The sequence below is a fragment of the Flavobacterium sp. GW823-FHT06G12 genome, from assembly GCF_058794775.1.
This window is the reverse complement of record NZ_JBXAHE010000001.1, coordinates 263,775-288,119: the sequence shown is the minus strand read 5'-3', so window position 1 is coordinate 288,119 and position 24,345 is coordinate 263,775. Positions and strand designations below refer to the sequence as shown.

Genomic DNA, 24,345 nt, shown 5'->3' with positions numbered 1-24,345 from the left:
ACTATTTAAACTATCTATTAATCGACGAATTTGTTTTTGATTCTTCCGATTTAATTGCTGCTAATTCTTTTTTCGCTTCTTCCACAACATCTGGATAATCTGTAAAGTTGTTAATTACGTTATCCAAAATATAAGTTGCTTGATAGCTGTCTTTCAATCCGTAGAAATTTTTCGCCATTAACACCAAACCTTTCGCTCCATAATATTTATAAGCAGAATAGCTTTTTGCCAGTTTTTGAACTGCCGTATTTGAAGCTTCATATTTCCCCTCTTTTGTTTTGAAATACGCATCATAATACAAAGCTTCTGCTGCTAATTCTCCTTTTGAAGTAGCTGAAAGTTTTGCATAAGCCGCTTTTGCTTTATCTTCATTTCCTGTTTGCATTGCTGCACGCGCTACAATAATTTGTGCATCTGCTTTTACGCCTGCATCCGATTTCGGATTTTCTAATACTTTTTCAGCTGCAACTACAGAACGATCATAATCTTTTTTGTCGTAATAACATTTCATTAAGTTGGCTTGCGCAAAAGTTTTATTCTGAGGGTAATCGGCTTCACTTTCTAATCTTGTTAGAACCGGAATTGCTTTATCACAATCTTTGGTTTTCAAATAAATCTGAGCCAATCTGTTTAAAGCTTGCTCTGTAAACTCGTTTCTAGGCTGATCAATTACAAACTGATAATTTGCAATAGATTTCGTTTCAGAACCCTCTGCATAAGTAAGCTGAGCTAAATAGAAATTAGCTTCCAGCGCGTGCATTCCGTTCGGGAATTTAGAAACGTAACCCACGAAACCAGTAATTGCTTGTTTCGAATTATTTTGACTGTATTGTTTAAAAGCTGCATCGTAAGTATCATTATCCAATTCGGCATCTGTAACTGCTACGAAATCTAATGTACGAACCCAAGTTGCATATTCATCTACTTTTCCAGAGTCTACATAAATTAATCGTGCCGTCGCTACTGCTTCTAAAGCTTCTGGGGTTTTCGGGAATTCGGCTGCAACTTTTTTAAATTTTGTTAAAGCCTGTTGATCACGATCTGAATTATAATAAATCAAACCTTGTTTTAAAATTGCTTTTGAAGTAAAAGACCCGTTATTAAATTCAGAAATCAATTGATCATAAGTTTTAATTGCTTGATCGTTTTTCTTTTCAGCAACATAAGTATTTCCTAATTCAAACAAAGCATCGTCACGGTAAGATGACTTTTTGTACATCTGAAGGAAATTATTTAACTCATCGACTTTCTTATCATTTTTAGACATAAATCCATAAGAAAGTGCTTTTTGGAATTGAGCATAATCTGCGTCTACGCCTTTTGCAGCAATTGCTTTTGCGTAAGCTTCGTTTGCTGCGCTATATTTTGAAGTTACAAAACGGCAATCTCCCAAACGTAAATAAGAATCGTTTAAACGAACTTTGTCTGAAGGCGAATTATCAATTTGAGCCTGAAAAGAGTTTGCTGCCTGATCGTAATCTTTCAGTTTAAAATAGGTGTAGCCAATATTATAATTAATGTTCTTATATTCGTCTGTAGATTTTGCGGCAGCCATTCCAGCAAACTGTTTATACGTTAGAAGAGCATTTTGCATATCATCATTTAGATATTCTGTTTCTGCTTTCCAGAAAGTGGCACGCGCTGTAAACTCAGGAGTTTTTTGTTCGCTGATAGCACTTTTGAACATTTTACCCGCTTCTTGGTAATTATTTTCGTTGTACAATTCTAATCCGCGGTAAAAAAGCACTTTTTGGTATGCTGCTTTATTTTCTGCACTTCTATTTTTTTCTAATAAAGTCAAAGCTTCTTTGTAGTTTTTAGAAGAAATATAAGAATCAACCAATAGTTTTTCTACTTCTGAACGACTTGAATTGTTTGGATATTTTTTAAGGAAATCTAATAAAATACCAGGAACAGCCTGATAAGCGTTTCCGATATCATAACTCAATTTAGCATAATTTAAAGCCGCATCTTCTTGAATTTGAGCATTAAAATCCATTTCGGAAGCATTTTTAAAGGCGTTTAAAGCTTCTTGCTTTTTACCTGTATTTAAATAACTTAATCCTAAATGATAGTAAGCATTTTGAGCCACAAAATCTTTTCCTTCAATAATTTTATTGAATTGAGAAATGGCTTTTTCATACTCTTTCTGCTCATAATACGCATAACCTAATTGGTAGAAATCGGTATTGTTCCATTTTCCTTTTTTACCCGCATATTGTTCTAAATACGGAATTGCTTTTCCGTATTGCTTCAAGTTGAAATAACTTTCTCCAATAATTTTATTCAGTTCCGATTTTTCAATATCGTTCGATTTGTTCATGGCTACCAATCCTAAATCAATGGCTTTTTGGAAATTTCCAAGTTTGAAATTCATATCAGCTTGGTAGTATGACAACTTCTCTTTATACTTTTCTTCGCCTGAAACCTCATCAAAATATTTTGTAGCTTCTTTATAATCGTCGCCTTCATATGCCATAAATCCTAAATAATATTTGGCTTGAGAACCATATTCTTTAGAATTTACCACTTTATTAAAATAGTTCGTTGCTTCTTTTTTCTTTTTAGCATTAAAATAGCTATACCCTTTCATGAAGTTAAACTTATCCGATTCTGTTTTACTCATGTAGCTTTCGTCAACTTTATCAAACCACTGCAAAGCTTTTGGATAATTTCCTTGTTCGAAGAAATATTGTGCAGCCTCAATATAAGCCTGATTCTGTTTGGTACTAGTCGGATAATCATTTACAAATTGCTCTACCAAAGCATCGGCATTTGCTTTATTGGTTCTAATGGCAGAATTAGCAATATAGAAAGCACAGTCAGACTGTACTTCTTCATTTGTAGTATTGTTTTTTACTTTTTCAAAAATCAATTGTGCCGAAGCATATTGTTTGTCGTTATATAAAGCCAGTGCTTTGTCAAAATCCTTTAATTCGTACGTATAAATAGCCGATTTTTGTGCCGAAGCTATAGACGAGGCAAGGAAAATTTGGAATAAAAAGAACCTGGAAAGTTTACGCATTTTAGTAATATTTAGTATTCAAATGTATCATTTTATACGGGTTATAACGAAACGTTTTGAGGTTTTATTATGAACAAATTACGAAACTGTTGCTATTTTACGCTTTAAAAAACTTCAAATTATTGGTTCTCAAACTTTCTAAAACAAATAATAAAAACCCACTAAATGCCATTGGATATTTTAAGCGTAAGAAAACTTTCCTGCTATTTATCAAATGAACTTATATTGATTATACAGTTTGGTTTTTAAACTTTTTCCTAAGAAATGATTCAAAATTATTTTGAATACAAGCGTTATCTTATTACTTTTACCATTCAAACCAATTTTATTATGTCACAAACCGTACTATCTCTTAAAGAAGTCACTATATATCAAGAAGGAAGAAAAATTATATCTCACATTAACTTAGATGTTAATCATGGTGAGTTCATCTACATTATCGGGAAAACCGGTTCTGGAAAAAGTAGTTTTCTTAAAACTTTGTATGCTGATCTACCGTTAATTGAAGGTGAAGGACATATTGTTGAATTTGATTTGGCTACTTTAAAAGAAAACGACATTCCTTATTTAAGACGTAAAATTGGTATTGTATTCCAAGACTTCAAACTGCTTCCAGACCGTTCTATTAAAGACAACATGCTTTTTGTTTTGAGAGCTACAGGATGGACTGAAAAAGAAGCTATGCAACACAAAATTGATGAAGTTTTGGATAAAGTAGGCATGAAAGACTTTATGAACAAAATGCCCCATCAGCTTTCTGGAGGAGAGCAGCAGCGTGTTGCAATTGCAAGAGCGCTTCTTAATGATCCAGAATTTATTTTAGCCGATGAGCCAACAGGAAATCTTGATCCTCAAACTAGTTCTGAAGTTTTAGAAGTTTTAAAAGCGATCAATGCCGCAGGTAAAACTGTGATTATGGCGACTCATGATTATGCTTTATTGATGAAATTTCCATCTAAAACCTTAAAATGCGAAGATGAAAGAATCTTCGAAGTGGTGCAAAGAAGCGTATAATCTAAACTCTACTTTTTTCAAAAATCAGGATATCCTGAAAATCGTGCAAACCTTTCTGTGATTGGCCTGCCCATGTTCCGTATATCTTATTTTCTAATTTTAGACTGCTATTTTTAAGCATTTGAGCAAGAAATTCTTCTTTAAAAGCAATATTCGCTGATGGAACTTTTTCACTCATAAGCCTATATCCTTCTCTTCCATAAGAAAAACAAAAACTTTTATTTACATTCGAAATATAGTTTTCATTTTCATCATTGTAGAGAAAAAAAGTAGATAGACATCTGCCTCCTGGTTTCAAAACTCGGTAAATTTCATTTAGATAATTTTGGACTTCCTTTGGTTGCATGTGTGTAAAAACTGAAAACAAGAAAACGCTGTCAAAAGAATTGTCTTCATAAGGAAATATGAAATCTTCTGCTTTTTGATCTGTTAAAGAGTACAAATCATTATTCAACGAAACATGCTTAAATGTGAAGTTTGGAAAATCTGTGGTGATCTGATTTTGGCACCAGTCAATTCCTTTTTTTACAACGTCAAAACCCTCATAACTTCCCTCTTTTGACAAATATTGCGTCAATGCAACTGCAGCACGACCAATTCCACAACCTACATCAAGCACTGTATCGTCAGGCTTTAACGAAACATATTCTTTTAAAAGCTGCAAATGGTGTTTTCCTTGCAAAATAAAATCACCTGAACCTATAAAAATATCTCCTTTTTTAGGAACATATTTATTTTTTTTGCCCTTTACTATATCCCAAAAATCTGTTGGAGCGTAATAAATTTTACGAACAAGTAATCTTGAATTTGGTGAAATAGAATAATAAAGCGACCTTAAATTCATTTTAAATTTATCTTTTTTAAAATTTAATCAACTTAATAGAATAGTAAAATAAAAAGCATTTCCTTTACAAATATATTTTAAAAAGGTTATTAATGCTTTCCATTTTAATTCCAATTTACAATTGTAATGTTTTACCGCTTGTAAGTGAACTTGTAAAGCAATGCACTTCTTGTGGAATTATTTTTGAAATTCTTTGCTTTGACGATGCCTCAAGTCTTTTTACAATTGAAAATCAAAAAATTGATCAATTTCAAAATTGCTCTTTTGTTGTTTTAGAGAAAAATATTGGGAGAAGTGCTATTCGAAATTTATTAGCTAAAAAAGCCTTTTACGAAAATTTACTTTTTCTGGATGCCGATACGATGCCAATAGGAAAAGATTTTATTTCAAACTACATTTCTTATATCGATAATGAAGAAAAAATAGTCTACGGAGGAATTTTATATGAAAGTTCTAAACCTTTAAAAAGTGAACTTTTAAGATGGTTTTACGGAAAAGAAAGAGAAGCTCTACCAGTTTCTGAACGCATAAAAAATCCGTATCTTTCTTTCTTGACTTTAAACTTTCTCATTAAAAAAAGCATTTTTTCTAAAGTAAGATTTAACGAAGAAATTCCAAATCTGAGACACGAAGACACCTTGTTCTCTTTTGATCTAAAACAAAATCAAATTAAGGTTATTCATATTGATAATCCGGTTTTTCATCTTGGTTTAGAAGACAGCAAAACATTTTTGAGAAAATCTGAAGAAGCTATCTTAGGTTTAAAAAATTTAGTCGATTCGAATTTAATTTCACCAGATTACGTCAAACTGTCTGATTATTTTCAGATCATTAAAAAATATCATCTTACGGCTTTAATCGCTGTCGGTTTTAAGATTTTTAGACCTTTATTGGAAAAACAATTATTAAGTAAAAAGCCTTCGCTTTTTCTTTTTGATATTTATCGTCTTGGATACTATTCTACTTTAAATTAGTTTTTACAATTTCTTCAAAGAAATTTTTCCATTGTTGCATTATAATATCAATATCATACTTTTGAACACTTTCTTGGGCTTTTACTCCCATTTTTTTTCGTAACATTTCGTCTTCGATTAATAAACTTAATTTTTCAATGAAAGACGTTTCATCATCTTCTTCAATAAGAAAACCATTCTCATTATTTCTAATAATGGCTTTTGGACCTACAGGGCAATCATAAGCCACACAAGGAAGACCAATAGCCATAGCTTCAATTAACACCATTGGCAACGCTTCATTTCGAGAAGTCATTACCAATATTGAAGCCGATTGATAGGTTTCCTGAATATTATGCACCGGATTAGAGAATGTAATATTTTTATCACTCTGCTGCTTTTCAAGCTGAAGTGTTTTATTTGATTTTCCAAAAATTTCCAATTTCCATTCTGGATATTTCTGTACTATCAATGGCCACATTTTCAATATTCTGTCAATTCCTTTTTCATAAGAATGTCTGGCGACCATTATAATTTTCTTTTCTTCCAATTCTGCAGTTTGGATCATTTTAAACCATAACGGATTAGAAATTACTCTTCCGTTTTTAATAGACCATTCTTCTAAACTTTCTTTTGATAATGCAACGAAAAATAAAAATTTAGAAGCACAGTAGTTCCGATATTCATATTTTAATTTACCCGTAAATCTCCCAAAAAATGTTTTTCTATATTCATTAAATCTTGAGCCATGAGCTTCAAATATAATAGGAACGTCTGTTTTTAAAAATAATGGAATTGAAAATGATTTTAATGCAAAGTCAGAGATGATTATGCAATGAGGTTGTAATAGGCTAATGTATTTTTGAAGTTGTTTTTTATATTCAATCAAATTCAAAAGTTTCCCTTTTTTTAATGAAATATCGTAAAAACTTATTGCTTTATTAAATTCGAAAAACACATCTGAATCCCCATCATTCTGTGTGATGATAGAAATTTGATAATTCCATTTTTTTATTAAATAATCTGTTTTTACAGAAAGTACGCGCTGAACGCCTCCTTCTTCATTAATTCTTTGGGTGATGTATAATAATCTCATTTTTTAAACATCAAAAATTTGTCATAATCTCTTATGTAATCATCTTCATCAAAAACGTCTGATGCTAAAACAAGACATACAGCTCCAGAAGAAAAATCTTCAAGTTCACGCCACAATCCATTGACTAAATGCAATCCCACATCCGGCTTATTTAGTAAAATTTTAGTTTTTTGAAAACCATCATCCAATGTAACATAAAAACTGCCACTAAGCGCCACTAAAATTTCATGCTGTTCTATATGCGAATGGCCTCCTCGAAAAGCATTGCTCGGGATATCAAAAAGGTAATAAATTCGCTTAAACTCAAAAGGTAAAATATCATTTTGTATAAAAGCCAAATTACCTCTAACATCCTCTACTACCGGAAATTTTATGTATTGAATATCATTAATTGTCGTTTCCATATTACTATTTTAAAACATTCCTCAAAATGCTTGTTAATGATATATGCCTTTAGATCGCAAATATTAATTATTGATTTCTTAATTTCGTATCAAATATAACATTAATGAGGGTTTTACTTGTTGGCGAATACAGTCTTTTGCATAATTCTTTAAAAGAAGGATTGCTTGAACTTGGTCATGAAGTTGTTTTAATTGGAAATAAAGACGGCTTTAGAAAATATCCTCTTGATTATAATTACGAACCTAAGTATCTTAATTTTAAGGTTCTTACTATTCCTCGAAAAATAATTTATCGCTTATTTAAATTTGATTTTGCTGGATTAGAAACTGGATTTCGTTTTTTTCTTTTTCTACCCAAATTACAAAACTTTGATGTAGTTCAGTTTATTAATGAAGCTTCTGTAAAAACGACTTCAGGTTTTGAGCTTTATCTTATGAAAAAGCTTTGTTCTGCAAACAAAAAAGCTTTCATGCTATCTACTGGAATTGATTATTCTACACTCACATATTACATTGAAAATCCATCTAAAAAATCAATTCTTCAGCCTTATTTTACGAATCCTAAAGAAGACAAAGAATTTAAAGCTTTCTATGCTTATCTTAGCAAAAGCCATTCTAAAATACACGATTTTATTAAAGCAAAATTTAATGGAATCATTGCAACTGATTTTGATTATGTTGAGGCAAATAGTAAAAATCCAAAATACTCAGGATTTATTCCCTGTCCTGTCAATACCAAAAAACTAATTTCTGAAGAACTTGTTATAGCCGAAAAGATTATTATTTTTCTCGGAATAAGCAAATGGAGTTACCATCAAAAAGGCATTCTGTTTTTTGAAAAAGCTTTAGATATAATTCAAAAAAAGTACTCTGACAAAGTCGAAATAATAATCGCAAATACAATTCCTTATCCTGTTTATATTGAACTGTATAACAAAGCACATATCTTATTAGATCAAGCTTATTCCTGTGATCAAGGATATAATGCACTCGAAGCAATGGCAAAAGGGAAAGTAGTGTTTACAGGTGCTGAATCTGAATTTATGGAGTATTACAAAATATCCGAAAGAGTGTGTATTAATGCTCTTCCTGATGTTGATTATCTTGTTGACGAACTATCTTTTCTTATAGAAAATCCGACTGAGATTACGGCAATAGGAAAACGCGCAAGAGCGTTTATTGAAAAGGAACATGATTATATCAAAGTTGCACAGCAATATCTTGATGTCTGGAAAAATTTCTAACTCTATTTTAACTTTAGATAAATTTGAGCAACCTAAAAATCATTGTTTAAAAACAGATCTAAAGTAGAAAAACAATACAAGAAAGTAAATAAAATTATCCAACGCATACCCTATAACAACTCCTTCAATTCCATAAATTCGAATAAAGTACAAACTAAAAAAGTACAATATTACAAGCGAAAACAACTCGCTTAAAATGAATGCAGAAGTCTTTTTTTTGGCAAACAATTGATAACCTAAAATAAGCGAAGTAATTTTAAAAATATCTCCTAATAGCTGCCAGAAAAACAAATCGGTAACAGGCAAAAATTCTTTTGTAAAAAGCAGTCGAATAATAAAAAATCTCGTTAGATAAATCACCGTTAATCCACAAACAAAAACAGGTAAAATGTATTTATAATACTGCAAGAAAATGTTTTTGGTTTCTAAACCATTTTGAGCTTTAGATAATTTCGGCAAAAAATAAACACTTAAAATTGTACTGGCAAACATCAAATAATAAGTAGAAATTCTTGTCATAGTTTCCCAATATCCTGCTTGTTCTATTCCTAAATCATGAATAATATGATTTCGAATAGATAGAAATACAAAAGGTCCAAAAACAGATGAAACCACAGCCATTAAGGAATAAGAAGAAAGGTTTTTTAGAATTCGGAAATCGAACAAATGAAATCTTATGATTTGAAAAAACTGAATCTCTTTCTGAATCAGATAAAAAGTGACAAAAAATAATAATGCAGGAGTAATTACAATTGACATTAAAGCTCCAATAGTTTTAAACTGCGTAATCAGAAAAAGAGAGGCCATTAAACCCATAATATTTCCGACAATATTAATTGAGATTACTTTTTTGAATTTACCCAAGCCATTAATTATTGCTATAAAAAAAACAGAAAGTCCATATCCGGGTAAAACCAATGCCAAAACTTTAAAAACAATAAGATATTCTAGATTGTCTCCAAAAATTTTATTATTCCAATAAGAAGCTGTTAGAAATAAGAAAATGCTTAAAAGCCCCGCAATAAGCAATAGAGTGATAAAAACGGTTGTGATTATCTTTTGAAGTTCTATCCTACTCTTTTCGTTTTCGGCTGTATATTTTACAATTCCGTTTTGAAAACCTAAAACAGAAATGGTCTCCAGAGAAGTTAAAAAATTACGAAGATTTCCAACTAGCGCCATTCCGTTTGGACCTACAAAAACAGCCAATATTTTTGATGTAATCAATCCGATTCCTATTTTCAGCGCAACGCTCAAACTGTTCAAAGAAGTAACCTTAAACAAACCCGTTTGAACTATTTTTTTATAAAAATTCAAATTAGTATCGATTTAGAGTTTCTACAATAAAATCAACCTCAGCGTGCGTTAAAACTGGACTCATAGGCAGACTCAGAACTTCATTATGAATTTTCTCGGTAATTGGAAACGAAAGATTATTCAACTCAGAAAAAGCTTTTTGCTTATGTGGCGGAATTGGATAATGAATGACGGTTTGAATAGTATGTTGAGCTAGATATTCTTGCAAATGTGCTCTATTTTCTGTTCGAATGACAAATAAGTGAAAAACATGATTGGCTGAAAAATCCCAGAACGGAAGCACTATCTTATCGTTTTTAATTTCTGAAAGATATCGCTTTGCAATGGTTCTTCTTTTCTCATTATCCGAATTTAAATTGGGTAATTTCAGATTTAAAAAACCAGCCTGTATTTCATCTAATCGTGAATTCAAACCTACATAATCATTATAATATTTTCTCTCCGAACCATAATTTCGAAGCGAAAAAAGCACTTTTGCCAGCGCTGCATTATTTGTAGTAATAGCTCCACCATCGCCTAAACATCCTAAGTTTTTTCCTGGATAAAAACTGTAAGCGCAAGCCAAATTTAGATTATTATTTGTTAAATATTGGTTGTCAATTGATCCGTGCGATTGTGCGCAATCTTCTACAATAACCAAATTATGCTTTTCTGCAATTTTCGTTATTCTTTCCATTTCAGCTATTTGCCCGTATAAATGAACAGCCAAAATAGCTCTAGTTTTTGGAGTTATTTTCTCCGCGATCAAATCTGGATTTATATTATAAGTATCTAATCTTGGTTCAACCAAAACAGGAACTAAATCTGCTTGCAAAATGGCTAAAATACTTGCAATATAGGTATTTGCAGGAACAATAACTTCGTCTCCTTTTTTGAGTTTCTTGAGTTCGATATAACCTTTAAAAATAAGAACCAAAGCATCAAATCCGTTTCCTACTCCAACACAATATTTAGATTGGCAATATTCAGCAAAAGCCTTTTCAAATGTTTCTACTTCTTTCCCTAAAATATACCAGCCATTTTCTAAAACCGATTTCAGTTTTTCTTGAAAAGCAGTTTCATAAGGTTCGTTTATTTTTTTAAGATCAAGAAAAGATATCATTGATGTTGTGTTTTTAAATAAGAATGTCTTCTAGTTTAGTATAATTGGCGGTGTTAACTTCATAAAAATCATGCACAATTGTACTTGCGCCAAAACTTTCCTTCCAATAAGTTAGTCCTTCGTTTAGTTTTTTCCCTTGATTTTCATTTGAAATTCCAAAATCAAAAAAGCGTTTTTCAAAAAAACGTTCATGAATCAGATAATGAAAAAGATAATCTAAACTTCCTAAATCTTCTTGGTCTGGTTTTTTTGAAATATACTGGCAATGTGCCACATTTTTTGTTTCAAAAATTGTTGTTCCGCCCACAATCTCATCATTTTTGTAAACATTAAATTGATGAATGTTTTCCGGAAAAAGCGATTTCAGTTTATTTATTTCCTCAATTGAATGAACTGGTACGGCATTATGTGTTTTTTCTAAATTCGGAATAAGAATTTTGCTCCAAAACAATTCAAAATCATTATCTTCTTTAATAATCAATTTATTGGAAATTGCTTTTTTAAGTCCTCTTTTTCTAATTTTCGACATTGTTTTCTCCTGCTGCAAATCAATTACAGAAAGAGAGTCTCTTCTAACCAGCTTTGCTTCTGCCAAAAACAAACCGTATAAAATTTCTTCAGCCGGTTTTAGCTGATAAATTGAAGGAAGAGTTTTAAGATGTAATGTATCAAAATTATTTTCATTCAGAAAAAACAAAATATCTCTCAGCATTTCAATAACTGCTTTTTGTTTGGTTTGCTCATTATAAACAAGTCCGCCATAAGTTAAACCTTGATGAGAATATAGTGCTTTTCCTTTTTTATTGGCTGGAAGAATAGCATACAATTTTTCATCTTCAAATACTAAAAGCGAAAAATCTTCGAATCGATCTTTATGGTATTCCATAAAATCGCGATGAAATAAAAACGTGGCATTTTTGGCCTGAGCGACAAAATCGTTCCAAACTAAATAATCATTCTGATCGTATTTTTTAATGGTAAATTTCGTCATACTCAATTACATATGATCAAATGCCTTTAAATGCCATTTGTATTTTACTGCCAACAATCTAATCACAATAATAACAAGAGAGGTAACCAGATATAAGATATCGTCATTGAGATTTAGTTTTCGCAATCCAAAAAATACAAGTCCACCAAAAATACAGATCGTTGCATAGATTTCTTCTCTAAAAACGTTTGGAATTTCGTTACACAAAATATCACGAATTACACCCCCAAAGCAGGCAGTCATTGTTCCTAACGCAATACAAATTGCAGGATGAAGTCCTGTTATAAGGCCTCTTTCAAGTCCTATTAAAGTAAAAACTCCGAGCCCAATTGTATCAAAAAGAAACAATGAGGTACGAAGTTTATCGAAGCTTTTTCTGAAAAGAATTGCTAGAAAAAATCCTAAAATGATCACATATACGTATTGCATGTCACGCATCCAGCCAACAGGAGTTCTTCCAATTAAGACATCACGAAGCGTTCCGCCTCCAACCGCGGTTACAAATGCAATAATAAAAACTCCAAACGGATCTAATTTTTTATGCATTGCAGTTAGGGCGCCAGACATGGCAAATGCCATTGTCCCAATAATATCAAGTAAGTGAAACATTTTTTTTGAGTTACAAAGATGCAAAGCGTCAAAGTTACAAAGTTGTAAGGAATAATCTTAGCAAATGTAACTCCTAAAAACATTTATCATTTTTTTACGTAAATCGGACTTCTTTTCAATAAATAGGAAATAGAATCCATCCATCCATCTTTTACCGCCAACAAAGGTTTACGGGTTTGAGAATAGATTTTATCTGTATTTCTGTACATGTCAAAATAAACCGTATAGTAATAATACTTTTGGTCATTTGCTGTTGTTGTAGAAATATCGTTTGTTGTTACTTTTTTATTGTTATTGCTCACTTTTGCATTTCCGCTGTTGTAAGTCGTAGCGGTAGTTCCTGTTCCAATTGTATAAGAAACTTTTGCAGCAACAATATTATCAACTCCAAGTATTTTTTCAAGATCTTCTATTGGTGTTTCATCAATATTATTGTGGTCAATACCAGCTTTGTGCAATAAACTGTTTGTTGTTCTTAAATCTTGAACTGTTAACGGAAAAATATTTGATGATTTATCTAACAGCTTGTTGTACAAATCGTTTTGTGCAAATTTTGCCATATCTTCAGAACCTTGCTGATTGTCTGCATTTATGTAAGGAACTGGCAATACGGCAATTGTATTGTGCTGTTTATCTGCAATTGCTATGTTTTGAGATGATGCACTTTGAGCGGTATTATTTGCGTTTGAAGAAACGTCAAAAGTTTGAGATCTTCCGCTTGCAAAATCAATTTTGGCAATTTGTGAAACGTCTAATGAAATCTGGATTGTCTCGCCTGGAAGCGAATATTCTACGGTTTTATCAGACATTTTAGAAATCGTACATTCTATTATCTGATAATCTCTTTTTATAATTTTATCTAATTTTTTTCCACTTTGGGCAAAACTTACACAAGCAGATAATAGCATTAACAATACGAGAAAAGGCTTTGTAATTTTCATTTGTTTGGAAATTTATGAATTAATTATCTATATATAAATTTACGAAGAAATTTTAAAAAATTATCATTAAAACTCAGAAAACCCCATTAATTATTCAAAGAAAAAAAACTACATATTTTGTGTGTAAAAATTATAATCTTTTAAAATCACACGAATAAAATCACTATTATTTCCAGATTGATTTTTAATTCCAGTCACGCTTTCGATTTTAGATACCAATTTGTAAATAACCTCATGATCGTTTTTAGCTGCAGCTTTTTGATAAGTTTCTTTAATAATACGCATATCATTGTCTGAAAGCTTAATCACCAAAGGATATGTAGGTACATAAGCCTCACCGATTTCTTCTAAAATGGTATGGCTTATATTAATTTTATTCTTCAAAGTAATTACTGCTGTTCCTGCTGCCATGTCTCCCAATCTTTGAGATTTCTGACTGGTAATAACCGAAATGAGTCCAGGAAGTCCGAAAAAAGTAAAAAAGTCAATTACTCTAAAAAACCATCTAATTAAATAATCTCCAAAACCTGCTTGATAGCCATCAATTTTTACGACTTTAATTTTCAGTATTTTTTTGCCAAGTGACTGTCCTTCAAAAACACTTTCTAAAACCAATGAGTAAATTATGACCGGAGAATATAATATTAAAAAAATAGCGCCGCGTGACCAGCCATCCAAATTTACCATCAATCGATCTAGCTGCAGCCAATCAAAAAGAACTATAGAAAGAACTGTTATATAGCAGATTACAATAAACAAATCGATAAAAAAAGCACCTAGTCTTTCGCCTACAGAAGCTGCGATAAAATTTATTTTGACATTTTGTGTCGTATTAATAGATAATTCTGACATATTTCATATTTTAGCCTACAATGAGAGAAATCGCCTTTATAAAACAAAACAGAGAAAAATGGCTCGAGTTTGAGCTGGCAATTTTTGGTAAAGCTAAAAAAAATCCTGATGAATTAGCTAATTTGTACATTCAAATGATGAATGATTTGTCGTATGCTCAAACGTATTATCCTAAAAGTAAAACGGTTGTTTACCTTAATCATCTTGCTTCTCAGATTTATCAAAAGATTTACAAAACAAAACGCACAGACCAGAATCGGGTTGTAGATTTCTTTAAAATTGAAGTTCCGTTATTAGTTTACGAGTACAGAAGATATTTGGCTTACGCATTTATTTTGTTTTTCGTTACTGTTTCAATTGGTGTTCTTTCTGCTCGTTACGATCGTGATTTTGTTCGGCTAATTTTAGGCGACGAATACGTAAATATGACTTTAGAAAATATTAAAAAAGGCAATCCGATGGCCGTATATGGTTCGGGAAGCAATTGGGGAAGTTTTATCGGCATTACTGCAAATAACCTCTTTGTAGGCGCAAAATGTTATTTCTACGGTATTTTTGCCGGAATCGGAACTTTCAATGTTTTTCTTCAAAACTGTATTATGTTGGGCTCTTTCCAATATTTCTTCTACGAACAAGGTGTTTTCTGGAAAAGCGTGCGAGGAATCTGGATTCATGGTTCTATGGAAATTTTTGCAATTGTAATCGAAACAACTGCTGGATTCATTCTTGGCGCTTCTATCCTATTTCCTAAAACGTTCTCAAGATTAAATTCTTTTAAAATTGGCTTTAAGAACAGCTTCAAGATATTCTTAAGCACTTTTCCCTTCACAATTAGTGCAGGATTTTTAGAAGGTTTTATTACACGATATTCAATCGATATGCCCAATTGGTTAAGCAGTTTTATAATCTTATTTACGCTTGCAATAATTTCGTTTTATTACTTGGTATATCCTTTTATTGTACATAAAAAATTAACTTCAAAATCAATTAATTTATAATGTTTGAGCTTTATAAAAAAAGACAATTAGGCGATAATCTAGGTGACACTTTTACTTTTTTCAAAGACTTCGGAAAAAACTTTTTTAAGATCTTTTTTATCGTAAATGGAGCTTTTTTACTTCTATTGGCAATTATAATTTACACTTTAATTAAAGTTAATTTTGATGCTATAAAAAATTCTGGTTTAGAAAACAATCAGTTAAAGAGCGACCTTATAGGTTATTTCGATAATAACGAAGGACTTACATTAACTTTAGTATTAATCTGCATTGTTCTATTTTTGATTTTCTCCTTGTTCAACTATGCTTACCCTGTTCTGTATTTAAAAATGCTAGAAAATGGCAAAAAGGACTTTGATCTAAATGCTGTATTGTCTAGTTTTTTTAAGGTTTTCTCTAAACTAGTAAAATTTAGCATAGGAGCCTTGATTATTGTTTTTCCGGTTTTATTAATTGCATTAATAATCATGTTTTTTCTATGCTTTATAATTATCGGAATTCCATTAATTCTGGTTGCAATTCCAACGTTTTTTACTTTTTTCAATCTTTGGTTTTATAGTTATCTAACAGATGGAAAACGTTTTTTTGAATCGTTACAACATGCCTATTACCTAACAAAAGAAGATTTTTGGAATACAATTGGAACAACATTTATTATGATGATCATCATGCAGTTTATTCAGGCTGCCATAACAATGTTTTTTTATTTTGTGGGCATATTTATCTCGATTGCCTACTTTATAGGAAACTCTGATTCAAATGGTCCAAAATCACTAGAACCTTCACCTCTTTTAATAGGTTTTATTACGGTTATTGTACTTTCGCTTATTATATTAGGCAATATTTTTAATAATGTAATTGTAATTAATCAAGGAATGATTTATTATAGTTTAGAGTCAGGAAATAGACAGGAATCCAAATCAATTGATTTAATCGGAGATCATACCAATGAATAGATTTTTAATTATTTTATATTTTATTTCCTGCTTGAGCATAGCAAATGCTCAAGATACTTTGGTTAAAGAAGATCCTCCAAAAATTACTACCGTTAAATATACTGAAAAAGACATTCAAGTAGATTCTGGAACGGTAGAAGCTAAACATTTTGAAAAGGATTTCAAGACAAAATATACCGACAAAGAATTTGTCTATGAATACAAAGCTCCCGAAAAAAACTGGTGGGATAATTTTAAGAATTGGCTGGCTAGACAGATTTTTAATTTATTCAATTTCAGCAGTGTAAAAACGTCTTTCGACTTTATTTCTTTTTTATTTAGAATAATTGCGGTTTTGGTCGTTGTTGTTTTAATTTATTTTATTGCAAAAGCTTTAATCAAAAAAGAAGGAAGATGGATTTTTGGAAAAAATGCCAATAAAGGCACCTTATTTTATTCTGATGCCGAGAAAAATATTCACCTTTTAGATTTTGAAAAACTTATTAAAGAAAGTATCGAAACCGGCGAAAGAAGAATCGCGGTTCGATATTATTATTTATGGCTTTTAAAAGTAATGGCACAACATCATTATATTGAATGGGACATCGAAAAAACAAACTCCGATTATTTGTACGAATTGCACAATCCTACTCATAAAGAAGAGTTTACCTATCTTTCATACCTGTACAATTATATTTGGTACGGCGAATTTGAAATTGATGATGCAACATTCAGAAAGACTGAAAACAGATTTAAAAAAGCATTAAAAACTTTTGGTAATGGATAATAAAGTAAAAATATACATTGCTGTTCTGGTTTTAATTTTCGGAATAACATTATTAGTAGACAAAGGACAGCCAAAACCTATTGACTGGACTCCTACGTATTCTGTTGATGATAAAATTCCATTTGGATTATACATTTTTGATCACGAAGCAGATCGTCTCTTTAATCAGAAAGTAGAACGAATTTCAACGCAGACTCCTTACGAATATCTGGATTCTCAATATGATTCAAGAGAGAATATAGAAACCTATAAAATTAAAGGAACTTTTATCAATATTTCTGAGGTAAACAACATTGATGATTCATCGATGAAAGAGATTTTATATTTTGTCTCTCACGGCAATAATGCTTTTTTAAGTATGAAGGTATTCCCTAAAGTATTGCTGGATTCTTTAAAAATTGAATTAAACACCGATTTTTTACCAAATGACAGCATTACAGCTTGGATGGCAAATAAAAAAGTAAGTTTAAAAAAATATACTTTAGGCACTGGATTAAGTAATTATTTTTCAAAAATAGACACTTTAAATACAAAAGTTCTAGGATATCAAACCAGTCGTAAAAATAAAAGACAAATCAATTTTATTGAAGTTCCTTATAAAAACGGCCATCTCTATCTGCACACGCAGCCAGTAGCTTTTACCAATTATAATTTGCTTAAAAAAGATCATTATCAGTATGCCGAAAACTTGGTTTCTTATATACCAAAAGGAAACATTTTTTGGCACAATAAAATTTTTAACGACCAACGTATTTCAAGTTCTCCAATGCGATATATCTTTAGTCAGCCTGCTTTAAAATCGGCTTGGTATTTAGGTTTATTGGGAATTTTGATTTTTATGATCTTCAATGCAAAAAGAAAACAGCGCATTGTACCAATCATAAAACCTTTGCAAAATTTAACGGTTGAATTTACCAAAACAGTTGGAAATTTATATTATCAGGAAGGAGATCACACCAACATTATCGATAAAAAGATCATTTACTTTTTAGAAAAAATAAGAACAGATTATTTATTGGATACCAGCAAACTAGATGATGATTTTATAAACAAATTGCACTATAAAACAGGAAAAGACAAAAAAGATATTAGCGACTTAGTTCAATTAATTAATGATCACCGCAAAAGTTATCACGGAAGTCTAGAAGAAGACCTCATCAAAATAAATACAGCAATAGAAAAGATTTTACATTAACTAAATATTTGCCACAGATTAAAAGGATTAAAATGATTTTATAAAAAATAATCTGTGTTAATCCTTTTAATCTGTGGCAAAAAAAACATACCAAATTATGGACGATATCAATACAACATCAGGAGAAATCACAAATGAAAATGTGAATTTTGAGACAAGAATTAATTTAACGCCTCTTTTAGATCATGTAAATACGATTAAGAAAGAGATTGAAACGGTAATTGTAGGGCAACACAAAATGGTTGATCAGCTTTTGGTAGCTATTTTATCAAACGGTCACGTTCTTTTAGAAGGTGTTCCTGGAGTTGCCAAAACAATTTCAGCTAAATTATTGGCCAAAACTTTAAATATTGGTTTCAGCAGAATTCAGTTTACACCAGATTTAATGCCTTCTGATATTTTAGGAACCTCAATTTTTAATTTGAAGAATTCAGAATTTGAGTTTAAAAAAGGTCCCATTTTCTCCAATTTGATTTTGATTGATGAGATTAACCGTGCTCCTGCAAAAACACAAGCCGCGCTTTTTGAAGTAATGGAAGAACGTCAAATTACAATAGATGGTACTGCTTATCAATTAGAGGCTCCATTTTTGGTTATTGCAACACAAAATCCAGTGGAGCAAGAAGGAACATATCGTTTGCCTGAAGCACAATTGGATCGTTTTCTTTTTAAAATCACAATTGATTATCCAAAATTGAATGAAGAGATTTTAATCATCCAAAGAGAACATACATTACAAGATCATGGAAAATTAGATGCTATTCAAACGATTCTTTCTGCTGAAGAAATCAAAGAATATCAAGGTCTGGTAAAACAAATTAGAGTAGAACAAAACTTATTAGAATACATTGCCAGAATCGTAGTAAATACGCGCGAAAATGCTTTTTTATATTTAGGCGCTTCTCCTCGTGCTTCAATCGCCATTTTGAATGCTTCAAAAGGTTTTGCTGCAATACGCGGACGCGATTTTGTTACTCCAGAAGATATTAAAGAAGCTGCAATTCCTGTTTTACAACATCGTGTTATTGTTGCACCAGAAAGAGAAATGGAAGGAATTACAAGTTCAGAAATCATTAAACAGATTATCGAAACCGTGGAAATTCCAAGGTAATTTTATACAATCCTGCGAGGTTTTCAAAACCTTGTAGGCATTATTTTTTTCACACAAAGTAATCTACACCTCCAAAGTTTGAAAATCTTGAAGGAAGAACTAAAAAAAAAACGAAAAACTTGAAATTCATAAAAAGTCTATATCTGAATAATTTCTTTTTCTATGTGCTTATAGGCATTATAGGATTGTTTGTCTGTGCCTTTATTTTTCCGAATATGTACAATGCAGTTTGGCTGCTTGTTTTAGGTTTAGTTACTTTTTTAGTGCTTGACATTTTGCTTTTGTATTTTGCTCGAACAGGTCTAGAAGCAGAAAGAATTACACCAGAAAAGTTATCAAACGGAGATTTAAATCCAATAAAACTACATCTAAAAAATCATTATACTTTTCCTATTTCGGTTAAGATTATTGATGAGATTCCGTTTCAATTTCAAGTTCGCGATTTTAAAATCGTAAAAACAGTAAAAGCAGCTTCACAAAAAGAAATTGGTTACGATCTTCGTCCAACAGAACGCGGAGAATACCATTTTGGATCTCTAAACATCTATGTTTCTTCTCCGTTACGACTTATTTCGAGAAGATTTTCTTTTGATAATGATCAAATGGTTCCAACATATCCTTCTTTTATTCAGTTAAGAAAATATGATTTGATTGCTTTTTCAAACAATTTATTTCAATACGGAATCAAAAAAATACGCCGAATTGGTCACACAATGGAATTTGAGCAGATAAAAGAATATGTTCAAGGCGATGATTTGAGAACGCTGAATTGGAAAGCGACTGCAAAAAGAAACTCTTTGATGGTCAATCAGTTTCAGGACGAAAAATCACAGTCGGTTTATATGGCAATCGACAAAGGGCGCGTAATGCAAATGCCTTTTGATGGATTAAGTTTGCTGGATTACGCCATTAATTCGGCTTTGGTTTTATCTAATGTGATTTTGAAAAAACAAGATAAAGCAGGTCTTTTTTCTTTTTCTAAAAAAGTAGAAAACAGAGTTTTTGCAGAAAGAAGAGGTTCGCAGATGCAAAAAATCTTAGAAGCTTTATATAATGTAAAAACAGATTTTTTTGAAAGCGATTATAGCAGATTGTATGTTGATATTAAAAAGAACATCAACCAGAGAAGTTTGATTATTCTGTATACCAATTTTGAAACTATGGATGGTTTAAATCGTCAATTACCTTATTTAAAAGGAATTGCAAAAAACCATTTGTTGGTCGTTGTTTTCTTTAGCAATACCGAATTAAACAGCATTATCAACAAAAAAACAACTACCATTCAAGAAGTTTACGACAAAGTTATTGCTGAGAAATTCATGTTCGAAAAACGACTAATTGTAAACGAATTAAAGAAATACGGAATACATTCTGTCTTAACACAGCCCGAAAATCTGACTTTAGATGCCATTAACAAATATCTAGAAATTAAGTCTAGAGGGATTTTATAGTTAATTTAGTACCTAGTTCGTTTCATCTCAATTTTTTAAATCAAATAATGAAATTAAAAATCAGTCTTTTTATATTTTTCGCCTTTTTTGCACAACTGGCTACAAGTCAAAAAAATATTCCAACAATAAAAGCACTATCAAAAAAACTTGATATTAGAGATGGCAATACATACAAAAAACAATCTTGGAACATTTCTCCCGAAATAAATCCAGATGTATATGAAACATCATCTTTAGGGAAAAAAGTCACTTTTATTACTGATAAAGATTCTATTTCAATAAAAATTAAAAAAAATACTCAATTTGATTTTGTGATTTTACTTAATGACTCTGTAAAAGCTTACACACAGATCAAATATAAAGCCACTACATCTCGTTTAGAAATACTAAAAAAAGCAGGTAAGTATAATTACTCTGATAATAGATTTATTCCCGAATTCAATTATCAACCAATGGAAAATCCAAATCTAGTGAAAATTAGAAAAGATCTAAAACTAGATTCAATTGTGGGAACTGGAAGTGAAACTTCTCAAATTCTTAATTTACTTCATTGGGTACATAAAACAATTAGACATGATGGTGCCAGCTATAATCCAGAGTTAAAAAATGCAATTGATTTAATAAAAATATGCAAAACCGAAAATCGAGGTCTTAACTGCAGAATGATGGCAACAATTCTTAATGAATGTTATTTAGCTCTGGGCATAAAATCCAGATACATTACATGCATGCCAAAAGAAACTGATTTTGATGATTGCCATGTAATTAACATGGTGTATAGCAACGAATTTAAAAAATGGATTTGGATTGATCCTACTTTTGATGCTTATGTCATGAATGAGAAAGGAGAATTGCTTGGAATTCAAGAAGTGAGAGAAAAGATTAATTACAGGCAAAACATTGATTTTAAATCCTGAAGCAAATTGGAATAATAAAGCAACACAAACAAAAGAAAACTATTTAGAAATTTACATGGCTAAAAATCTATATAGACTAAAATCTCCTGTTTATAGCGAATATGATACTGAAACAGCCAAAAATGGTAAAGAAATTGCCTACGTTGAACTACTGCCACTAGATGGAATTGAACAAACTCCACAAAAAGCAGAGTTTACTAATACTAAAACAAATGTAAAAACTACCAATTACAAGACAAATAATCCAAATTTGTTTTGGGCTAAACCAACAAAATAAAAGGATTTTATAAAAATGATATATTCTAGAAAAATGTAAAATTGGTCATTAGGAACCTTTTCTACATCATACTCTCTATTAGCGTTTTTATTTTTTATTAATTTATAGTTACGTTACGTCATTCCGTAAAAATTGATTAATTAAATTAATTAGTTTTGAAGCAATTAATGTAATTTCAAATTAATAGAAAATGAAAAAAGCGATCTTAATTCTGTTCATTTTATTAAGCATTCAAACTCAAGCTCAAAAAACAGAAAATATCATCATAATTACTACAGATGGTTTTAGGTGGCAGGAAGTTTTTAAAGGAATCGATCCTGCGATTGCCAATGACAAAAAATTCAATCAAGGAGACAGCGCTTATATTTATAAGAAGTTTGCAGATTCTGACACCAAAGAAGCACGCAAAAAACTAATGCCTTTTTTCTGGTCTGAAATTGCTACTAAAGGTCAAATTTATGGCAATAGAGATTTAGGAAACAAAGTTGATGTTGCCAATCCGTATTGGTTTAGCTATCCAGGTTATAGCGAAATCATGACTGGAAATGTTGATCTAAAAGTCAATTCAAATGGCTATAAAGCCAATCCGAATGTAAATGTTTTGGAATTCCTAAATCAGCAGTCTAAACTAAAAGGAAAAGTTGCCGCTTTTGGCGCTTGGGATGCTTTTGACAGAATTTTAAACGAAGAAAGAAGCGGTTTTCCTGTCATTTCTGCTTTTGATAAAGTTGGAGGAAACAAACCAACAGCATCTCAAAAATTGCTTAATGAAATGCGTGATAATTCATTTAAACCTTTTCATGAAGATGAATGTCTTGATGTTTTTACACATTACCAAGCCATGGATGAGTTGAAAACTAAAAAGCCAAAAGTACTTTACATTGCTTACGGAGAAACCGACGAATGGGCACATCATGCGCAATATCGTTCGTATTTAGATGCTGCAAATCAAGTTGACAAATGGATTCAGGAAATTTGGAATTTTGTTCAAAATGATCCGCAATACAAAAACAAAACAACTTTATTTATAACAGTCGATCACGGACGCGGCGATAAAGTAAAAGCACAATGGACAGATCATGGCGCCGATGTTCCTGGAGCATCTGAAATTTGGTTTGCTGTAATGGGACCAGAAATTGCTTCAAAAGGAGAAATCAAAACCGAATCTCAATTTTATCAAAAACAATTTGCTCAAACTCTAGCAAAAATTATGGGTTACGATTTTAAAACGTCGCATCCTGTTGAAAAAGAAATTTCAGAATTATTTCAAAGTAACCAAAAACCATAAATATTAACATTAAACCAAAACCAACCCAAATGAAAAAAACTGTTTTATTTCTTTTATTATGGACGATTTCAATTACCAAAATGATCGCCCACGAACCTGATACTCTCAACGCTTATTACGACAAAATTGAAAAGTCTTTTAACTACGAATCTGGAAAAATTAAACTTACCCAAGGTGAAGGAACTTTAAATGTTCCAAAAGGATTTAAATTTTTAAATGGAGAACAAACCCAAAATATCTTAAGTAATTTATGGGGAAATCCAGAAGATAAATCGATTCTGGGTTCGCTTGTTCCAGACGGAAAAGGTGTTACACATTCAGACAGCTGGATGTTTGTTATAAGCTATCAAGGAGATGGTTATGTAAAAGATAATGATGCTGGCGATATTGATTATGATGATCTTCTTAAAACCATGAAAGAAGATGTTAAGGCTGAAAACGCAGAAAGAAAAAAAGCAGGATATTCTGAAGTTCAACTAATTGGATGGGCTTCTACGCCATTTTATGATAATAATTTAAAAGTACTTCATTGGGCAAAAGAATTGCAGTTTGGTCAAGATAAAGAACACACATTAAATTACGATTTAAGAGTTTTAGGAAGAAAAGGAATGTACAATATTTCTGCTGTTGCTGGCATAGATCAGTTAGAAGAGGTCAAAGCGAGTATTCCAGGAATCATTAAAAGCGTAGAATTTAACGAAGGCCACAAATACTTAGATTTTGATGCTGATACCGATACCGTTGCCGCATGGACAATTGGCGGATTAGTTGCTGGAAAAGTATTGGCAAAAGTTGGTTTCTTTGCTATTTTAGCAAAATTTGGAAAGTTTATCGTAATAGGAATTATAGCCGCTTTTGCAGCCGTAAAGAAATTTCTATTTGGAGACAAAAACCAAATAGTGACCAAACCTGCCGAAGAAACAGCGCTTTTAGAAGAAAACAATTCTACTGAAGAATAAAGGTTTTTATTTGCCACGAATTTCACCAATTTTCA

23 protein-coding genes are annotated in these 24,345 nt (G+C 31.2%); 13 read left to right on the top strand and 10 right to left on the bottom strand.

Annotated elements, in window-relative coordinates; translation table 11 throughout:
- Positions 1 to 10 precede the first annotated feature (10 nt).
- Complete coding sequence (locus tag AC1Q5Z_RS01170; RefSeq protein WP_492443453.1) at positions 11 to 3,025, bottom strand: tetratricopeptide repeat protein; 3,015 nt, start codon at positions 3,023 to 3,025, stop codon at positions 11 to 13.
- Positions 3,026 to 3,355: 330 nt separating this feature from the next.
- Between AC1Q5Z_RS01170 and AC1Q5Z_RS01165 the strand changes: the two genes are divergently transcribed.
- On the top strand, positions 3,356 to 4,039 hold the full coding sequence (locus AC1Q5Z_RS01165; protein ID WP_198857229.1) for a cell division ATP-binding protein FtsE: 684 nt from the start codon (positions 3,356 to 3,358) through the stop codon (positions 4,037 to 4,039).
- A gap of 1 nt (position 4,040) precedes the next feature.
- On the opposite strand, the gene AC1Q5Z_RS01160 is transcribed toward AC1Q5Z_RS01165, so the two are convergent.
- Complete coding sequence (locus AC1Q5Z_RS01160; protein ID WP_492443451.1) at positions 4,041 to 4,883, bottom strand: class I SAM-dependent methyltransferase; 843 nt, start codon at positions 4,881 to 4,883, stop codon at positions 4,041 to 4,043.
- A gap of 92 nt (positions 4,884 to 4,975) precedes the next feature.
- Here AC1Q5Z_RS01160 and AC1Q5Z_RS01155 point away from each other — a divergent pair, with 92 nt between their 5' ends.
- Complete coding sequence (locus tag AC1Q5Z_RS01155; protein ID WP_492443449.1) at positions 4,976 to 5,857, top strand: glycosyltransferase family 2 protein; 882 nt, start codon at positions 4,976 to 4,978, stop codon at positions 5,855 to 5,857.
- Here AC1Q5Z_RS01155 and AC1Q5Z_RS01150 read toward each other — a convergent pair.
- Positions 5,844 to 6,932 (bottom strand): glycosyltransferase, encoded by a 1,089-nt coding sequence (locus tag AC1Q5Z_RS01150; RefSeq protein ID WP_343588468.1) that lies wholly within the window; start codon positions 6,930 to 6,932, stop codon positions 5,844 to 5,846. The two genes, AC1Q5Z_RS01155 and AC1Q5Z_RS01150, sit on opposite strands and share 14 nt — an antisense overlap.
- A complete protein-coding gene (locus AC1Q5Z_RS01145; RefSeq protein WP_198856883.1) occupies positions 6,929 to 7,336 on the bottom strand; it encodes a sugar 3,4-ketoisomerase in 408 nt (135 codons plus the stop codon). Before AC1Q5Z_RS01145 ends, AC1Q5Z_RS01150 begins: the two co-directional genes overlap by 4 nt.
- A 104-nt stretch (positions 7,337 to 7,440) precedes the next feature.
- On the opposite strand from AC1Q5Z_RS01145, the gene AC1Q5Z_RS01140 reads away from it, so the two are divergent.
- Entirely contained in the window at positions 7,441 to 8,580 is a 1,140-nt protein-coding gene (locus AC1Q5Z_RS01140; protein WP_198856882.1) for a glycosyltransferase, read from the top strand.
- Positions 8,581 to 8,619: 39 nt separating this feature from the next.
- On the opposite strand, the gene AC1Q5Z_RS01135 is transcribed toward AC1Q5Z_RS01140, so the two are convergent.
- From AC1Q5Z_RS01135 to AC1Q5Z_RS01110, 6 genes are all read right to left on the bottom strand, one after another.
- Positions 8,620 to 9,897, bottom strand: a complete 1,278-nt coding sequence (locus AC1Q5Z_RS01135; protein WP_343588470.1) for an O-antigen translocase — start codon at positions 9,895 to 9,897, stop codon at positions 8,620 to 8,622.
- Between the two features lies 1 nt (position 9,898).
- A complete protein-coding gene (locus AC1Q5Z_RS01130; protein WP_492443445.1) occupies positions 9,899 to 10,999 on the bottom strand; it encodes a DegT/DnrJ/EryC1/StrS family aminotransferase in 1,101 nt (366 codons plus the stop codon).
- A 13-nt stretch (positions 11,000 to 11,012) separates the two neighbouring features.
- Positions 11,013 to 11,990 (bottom strand): GNAT family N-acetyltransferase, encoded by a 978-nt coding sequence (locus AC1Q5Z_RS01125; protein ID WP_343588472.1) that lies wholly within the window; start codon positions 11,988 to 11,990, stop codon positions 11,013 to 11,015.
- 6 nt (positions 11,991 to 11,996) lie between these two features.
- Entirely contained in the window at positions 11,997 to 12,599 is a 603-nt protein-coding gene (locus AC1Q5Z_RS01120; protein WP_198856879.1) for a trimeric intracellular cation channel family protein, read from the bottom strand.
- 86 nt (positions 12,600 to 12,685) lie between these two features.
- Entirely contained in the window at positions 12,686 to 13,540 is an 855-nt protein-coding gene (locus tag AC1Q5Z_RS01115; RefSeq protein ID WP_343588473.1) for a hypothetical protein, read from the bottom strand.
- A gap of 108 nt (positions 13,541 to 13,648) precedes the next feature.
- Positions 13,649 to 14,392: an RDD family protein gene (locus tag AC1Q5Z_RS01110; RefSeq protein ID WP_343588474.1), complete on the bottom strand. Its 744-nt coding sequence runs from the start codon at positions 14,390 to 14,392 to the stop codon at positions 13,649 to 13,651.
- A gap of 20 nt (positions 14,393 to 14,412) precedes the next feature.
- On the opposite strand from AC1Q5Z_RS01110, the gene AC1Q5Z_RS01105 reads away from it, so the two are divergent.
- The 10 genes from AC1Q5Z_RS01105 to AC1Q5Z_RS01060 all read left to right on the top strand — a co-directional run bounded on the left by AC1Q5Z_RS01105 (position 14,413) and on the right by AC1Q5Z_RS01060 (position 24,310).
- Entirely contained in the window at positions 14,413 to 15,390 is a 978-nt protein-coding gene (locus tag AC1Q5Z_RS01105) for a stage II sporulation protein M (protein ID WP_343588475.1), read from the top strand.
- Positions 15,390 to 16,346 (top strand): hypothetical protein, encoded by a 957-nt coding sequence (locus AC1Q5Z_RS01100; protein ID WP_492443441.1) that lies wholly within the window; start codon positions 15,390 to 15,392, stop codon positions 16,344 to 16,346. The genes AC1Q5Z_RS01105 and AC1Q5Z_RS01100 overlap by 1 nt, the downstream gene beginning before the upstream one ends.
- Complete coding sequence (locus AC1Q5Z_RS01095) at positions 16,339 to 17,112, top strand: DUF4129 domain-containing protein (RefSeq protein WP_492443439.1); 774 nt, start codon at positions 16,339 to 16,341, stop codon at positions 17,110 to 17,112. The genes AC1Q5Z_RS01100 and AC1Q5Z_RS01095 overlap by 8 nt, the downstream gene beginning before the upstream one ends.
- Positions 17,105 to 18,307: a DUF4350 domain-containing protein gene (locus AC1Q5Z_RS01090; protein WP_492443437.1), complete on the top strand. Its 1,203-nt coding sequence runs from the start codon at positions 17,105 to 17,107 to the stop codon at positions 18,305 to 18,307. Before AC1Q5Z_RS01095 ends, AC1Q5Z_RS01090 begins: the two co-directional genes overlap by 8 nt.
- Positions 18,308 to 18,404: 97 nt before the next feature.
- Entirely contained in the window at positions 18,405 to 19,418 is a 1,014-nt protein-coding gene (locus tag AC1Q5Z_RS01085) for an AAA family ATPase (RefSeq protein WP_198856872.1), read from the top strand.
- A 119-nt stretch (positions 19,419 to 19,537) separates the two neighbouring features.
- Positions 19,538 to 20,869: a DUF58 domain-containing protein gene (locus AC1Q5Z_RS01080; RefSeq protein ID WP_492443435.1), complete on the top strand. Its 1,332-nt coding sequence runs from the start codon at positions 19,538 to 19,540 to the stop codon at positions 20,867 to 20,869.
- 47 nt (positions 20,870 to 20,916) lie between these two features.
- On the top strand, positions 20,917 to 21,786 hold the full coding sequence (locus tag AC1Q5Z_RS01075) for a transglutaminase domain-containing protein (RefSeq protein ID WP_492443433.1): 870 nt from the start codon (positions 20,917 to 20,919) through the stop codon (positions 21,784 to 21,786).
- Complete coding sequence (locus AC1Q5Z_RS01070; RefSeq protein ID WP_492443431.1) at positions 21,770 to 22,063, top strand: hypothetical protein; 294 nt, start codon at positions 21,770 to 21,772, stop codon at positions 22,061 to 22,063. The genes AC1Q5Z_RS01075 and AC1Q5Z_RS01070 overlap by 17 nt, the downstream gene beginning before the upstream one ends.
- Before the next feature lie 190 nt (positions 22,064 to 22,253).
- Positions 22,254 to 23,351: a phosphoglyceromutase gene (locus tag AC1Q5Z_RS01065; RefSeq protein WP_492443429.1), complete on the top strand. Its 1,098-nt coding sequence runs from the start codon at positions 22,254 to 22,256 to the stop codon at positions 23,349 to 23,351.
- A gap of 29 nt (positions 23,352 to 23,380) precedes the next feature.
- The gene (locus AC1Q5Z_RS01060; RefSeq protein WP_492443427.1) at positions 23,381 to 24,310 is read left to right on the top strand and encodes a DUF2167 domain-containing protein; all 930 of its coding nucleotides are present in this window, start codon (positions 23,381 to 23,383) and stop codon (positions 24,308 to 24,310) included.
- Positions 24,311 to 24,345 lie beyond the last annotated feature (35 nt).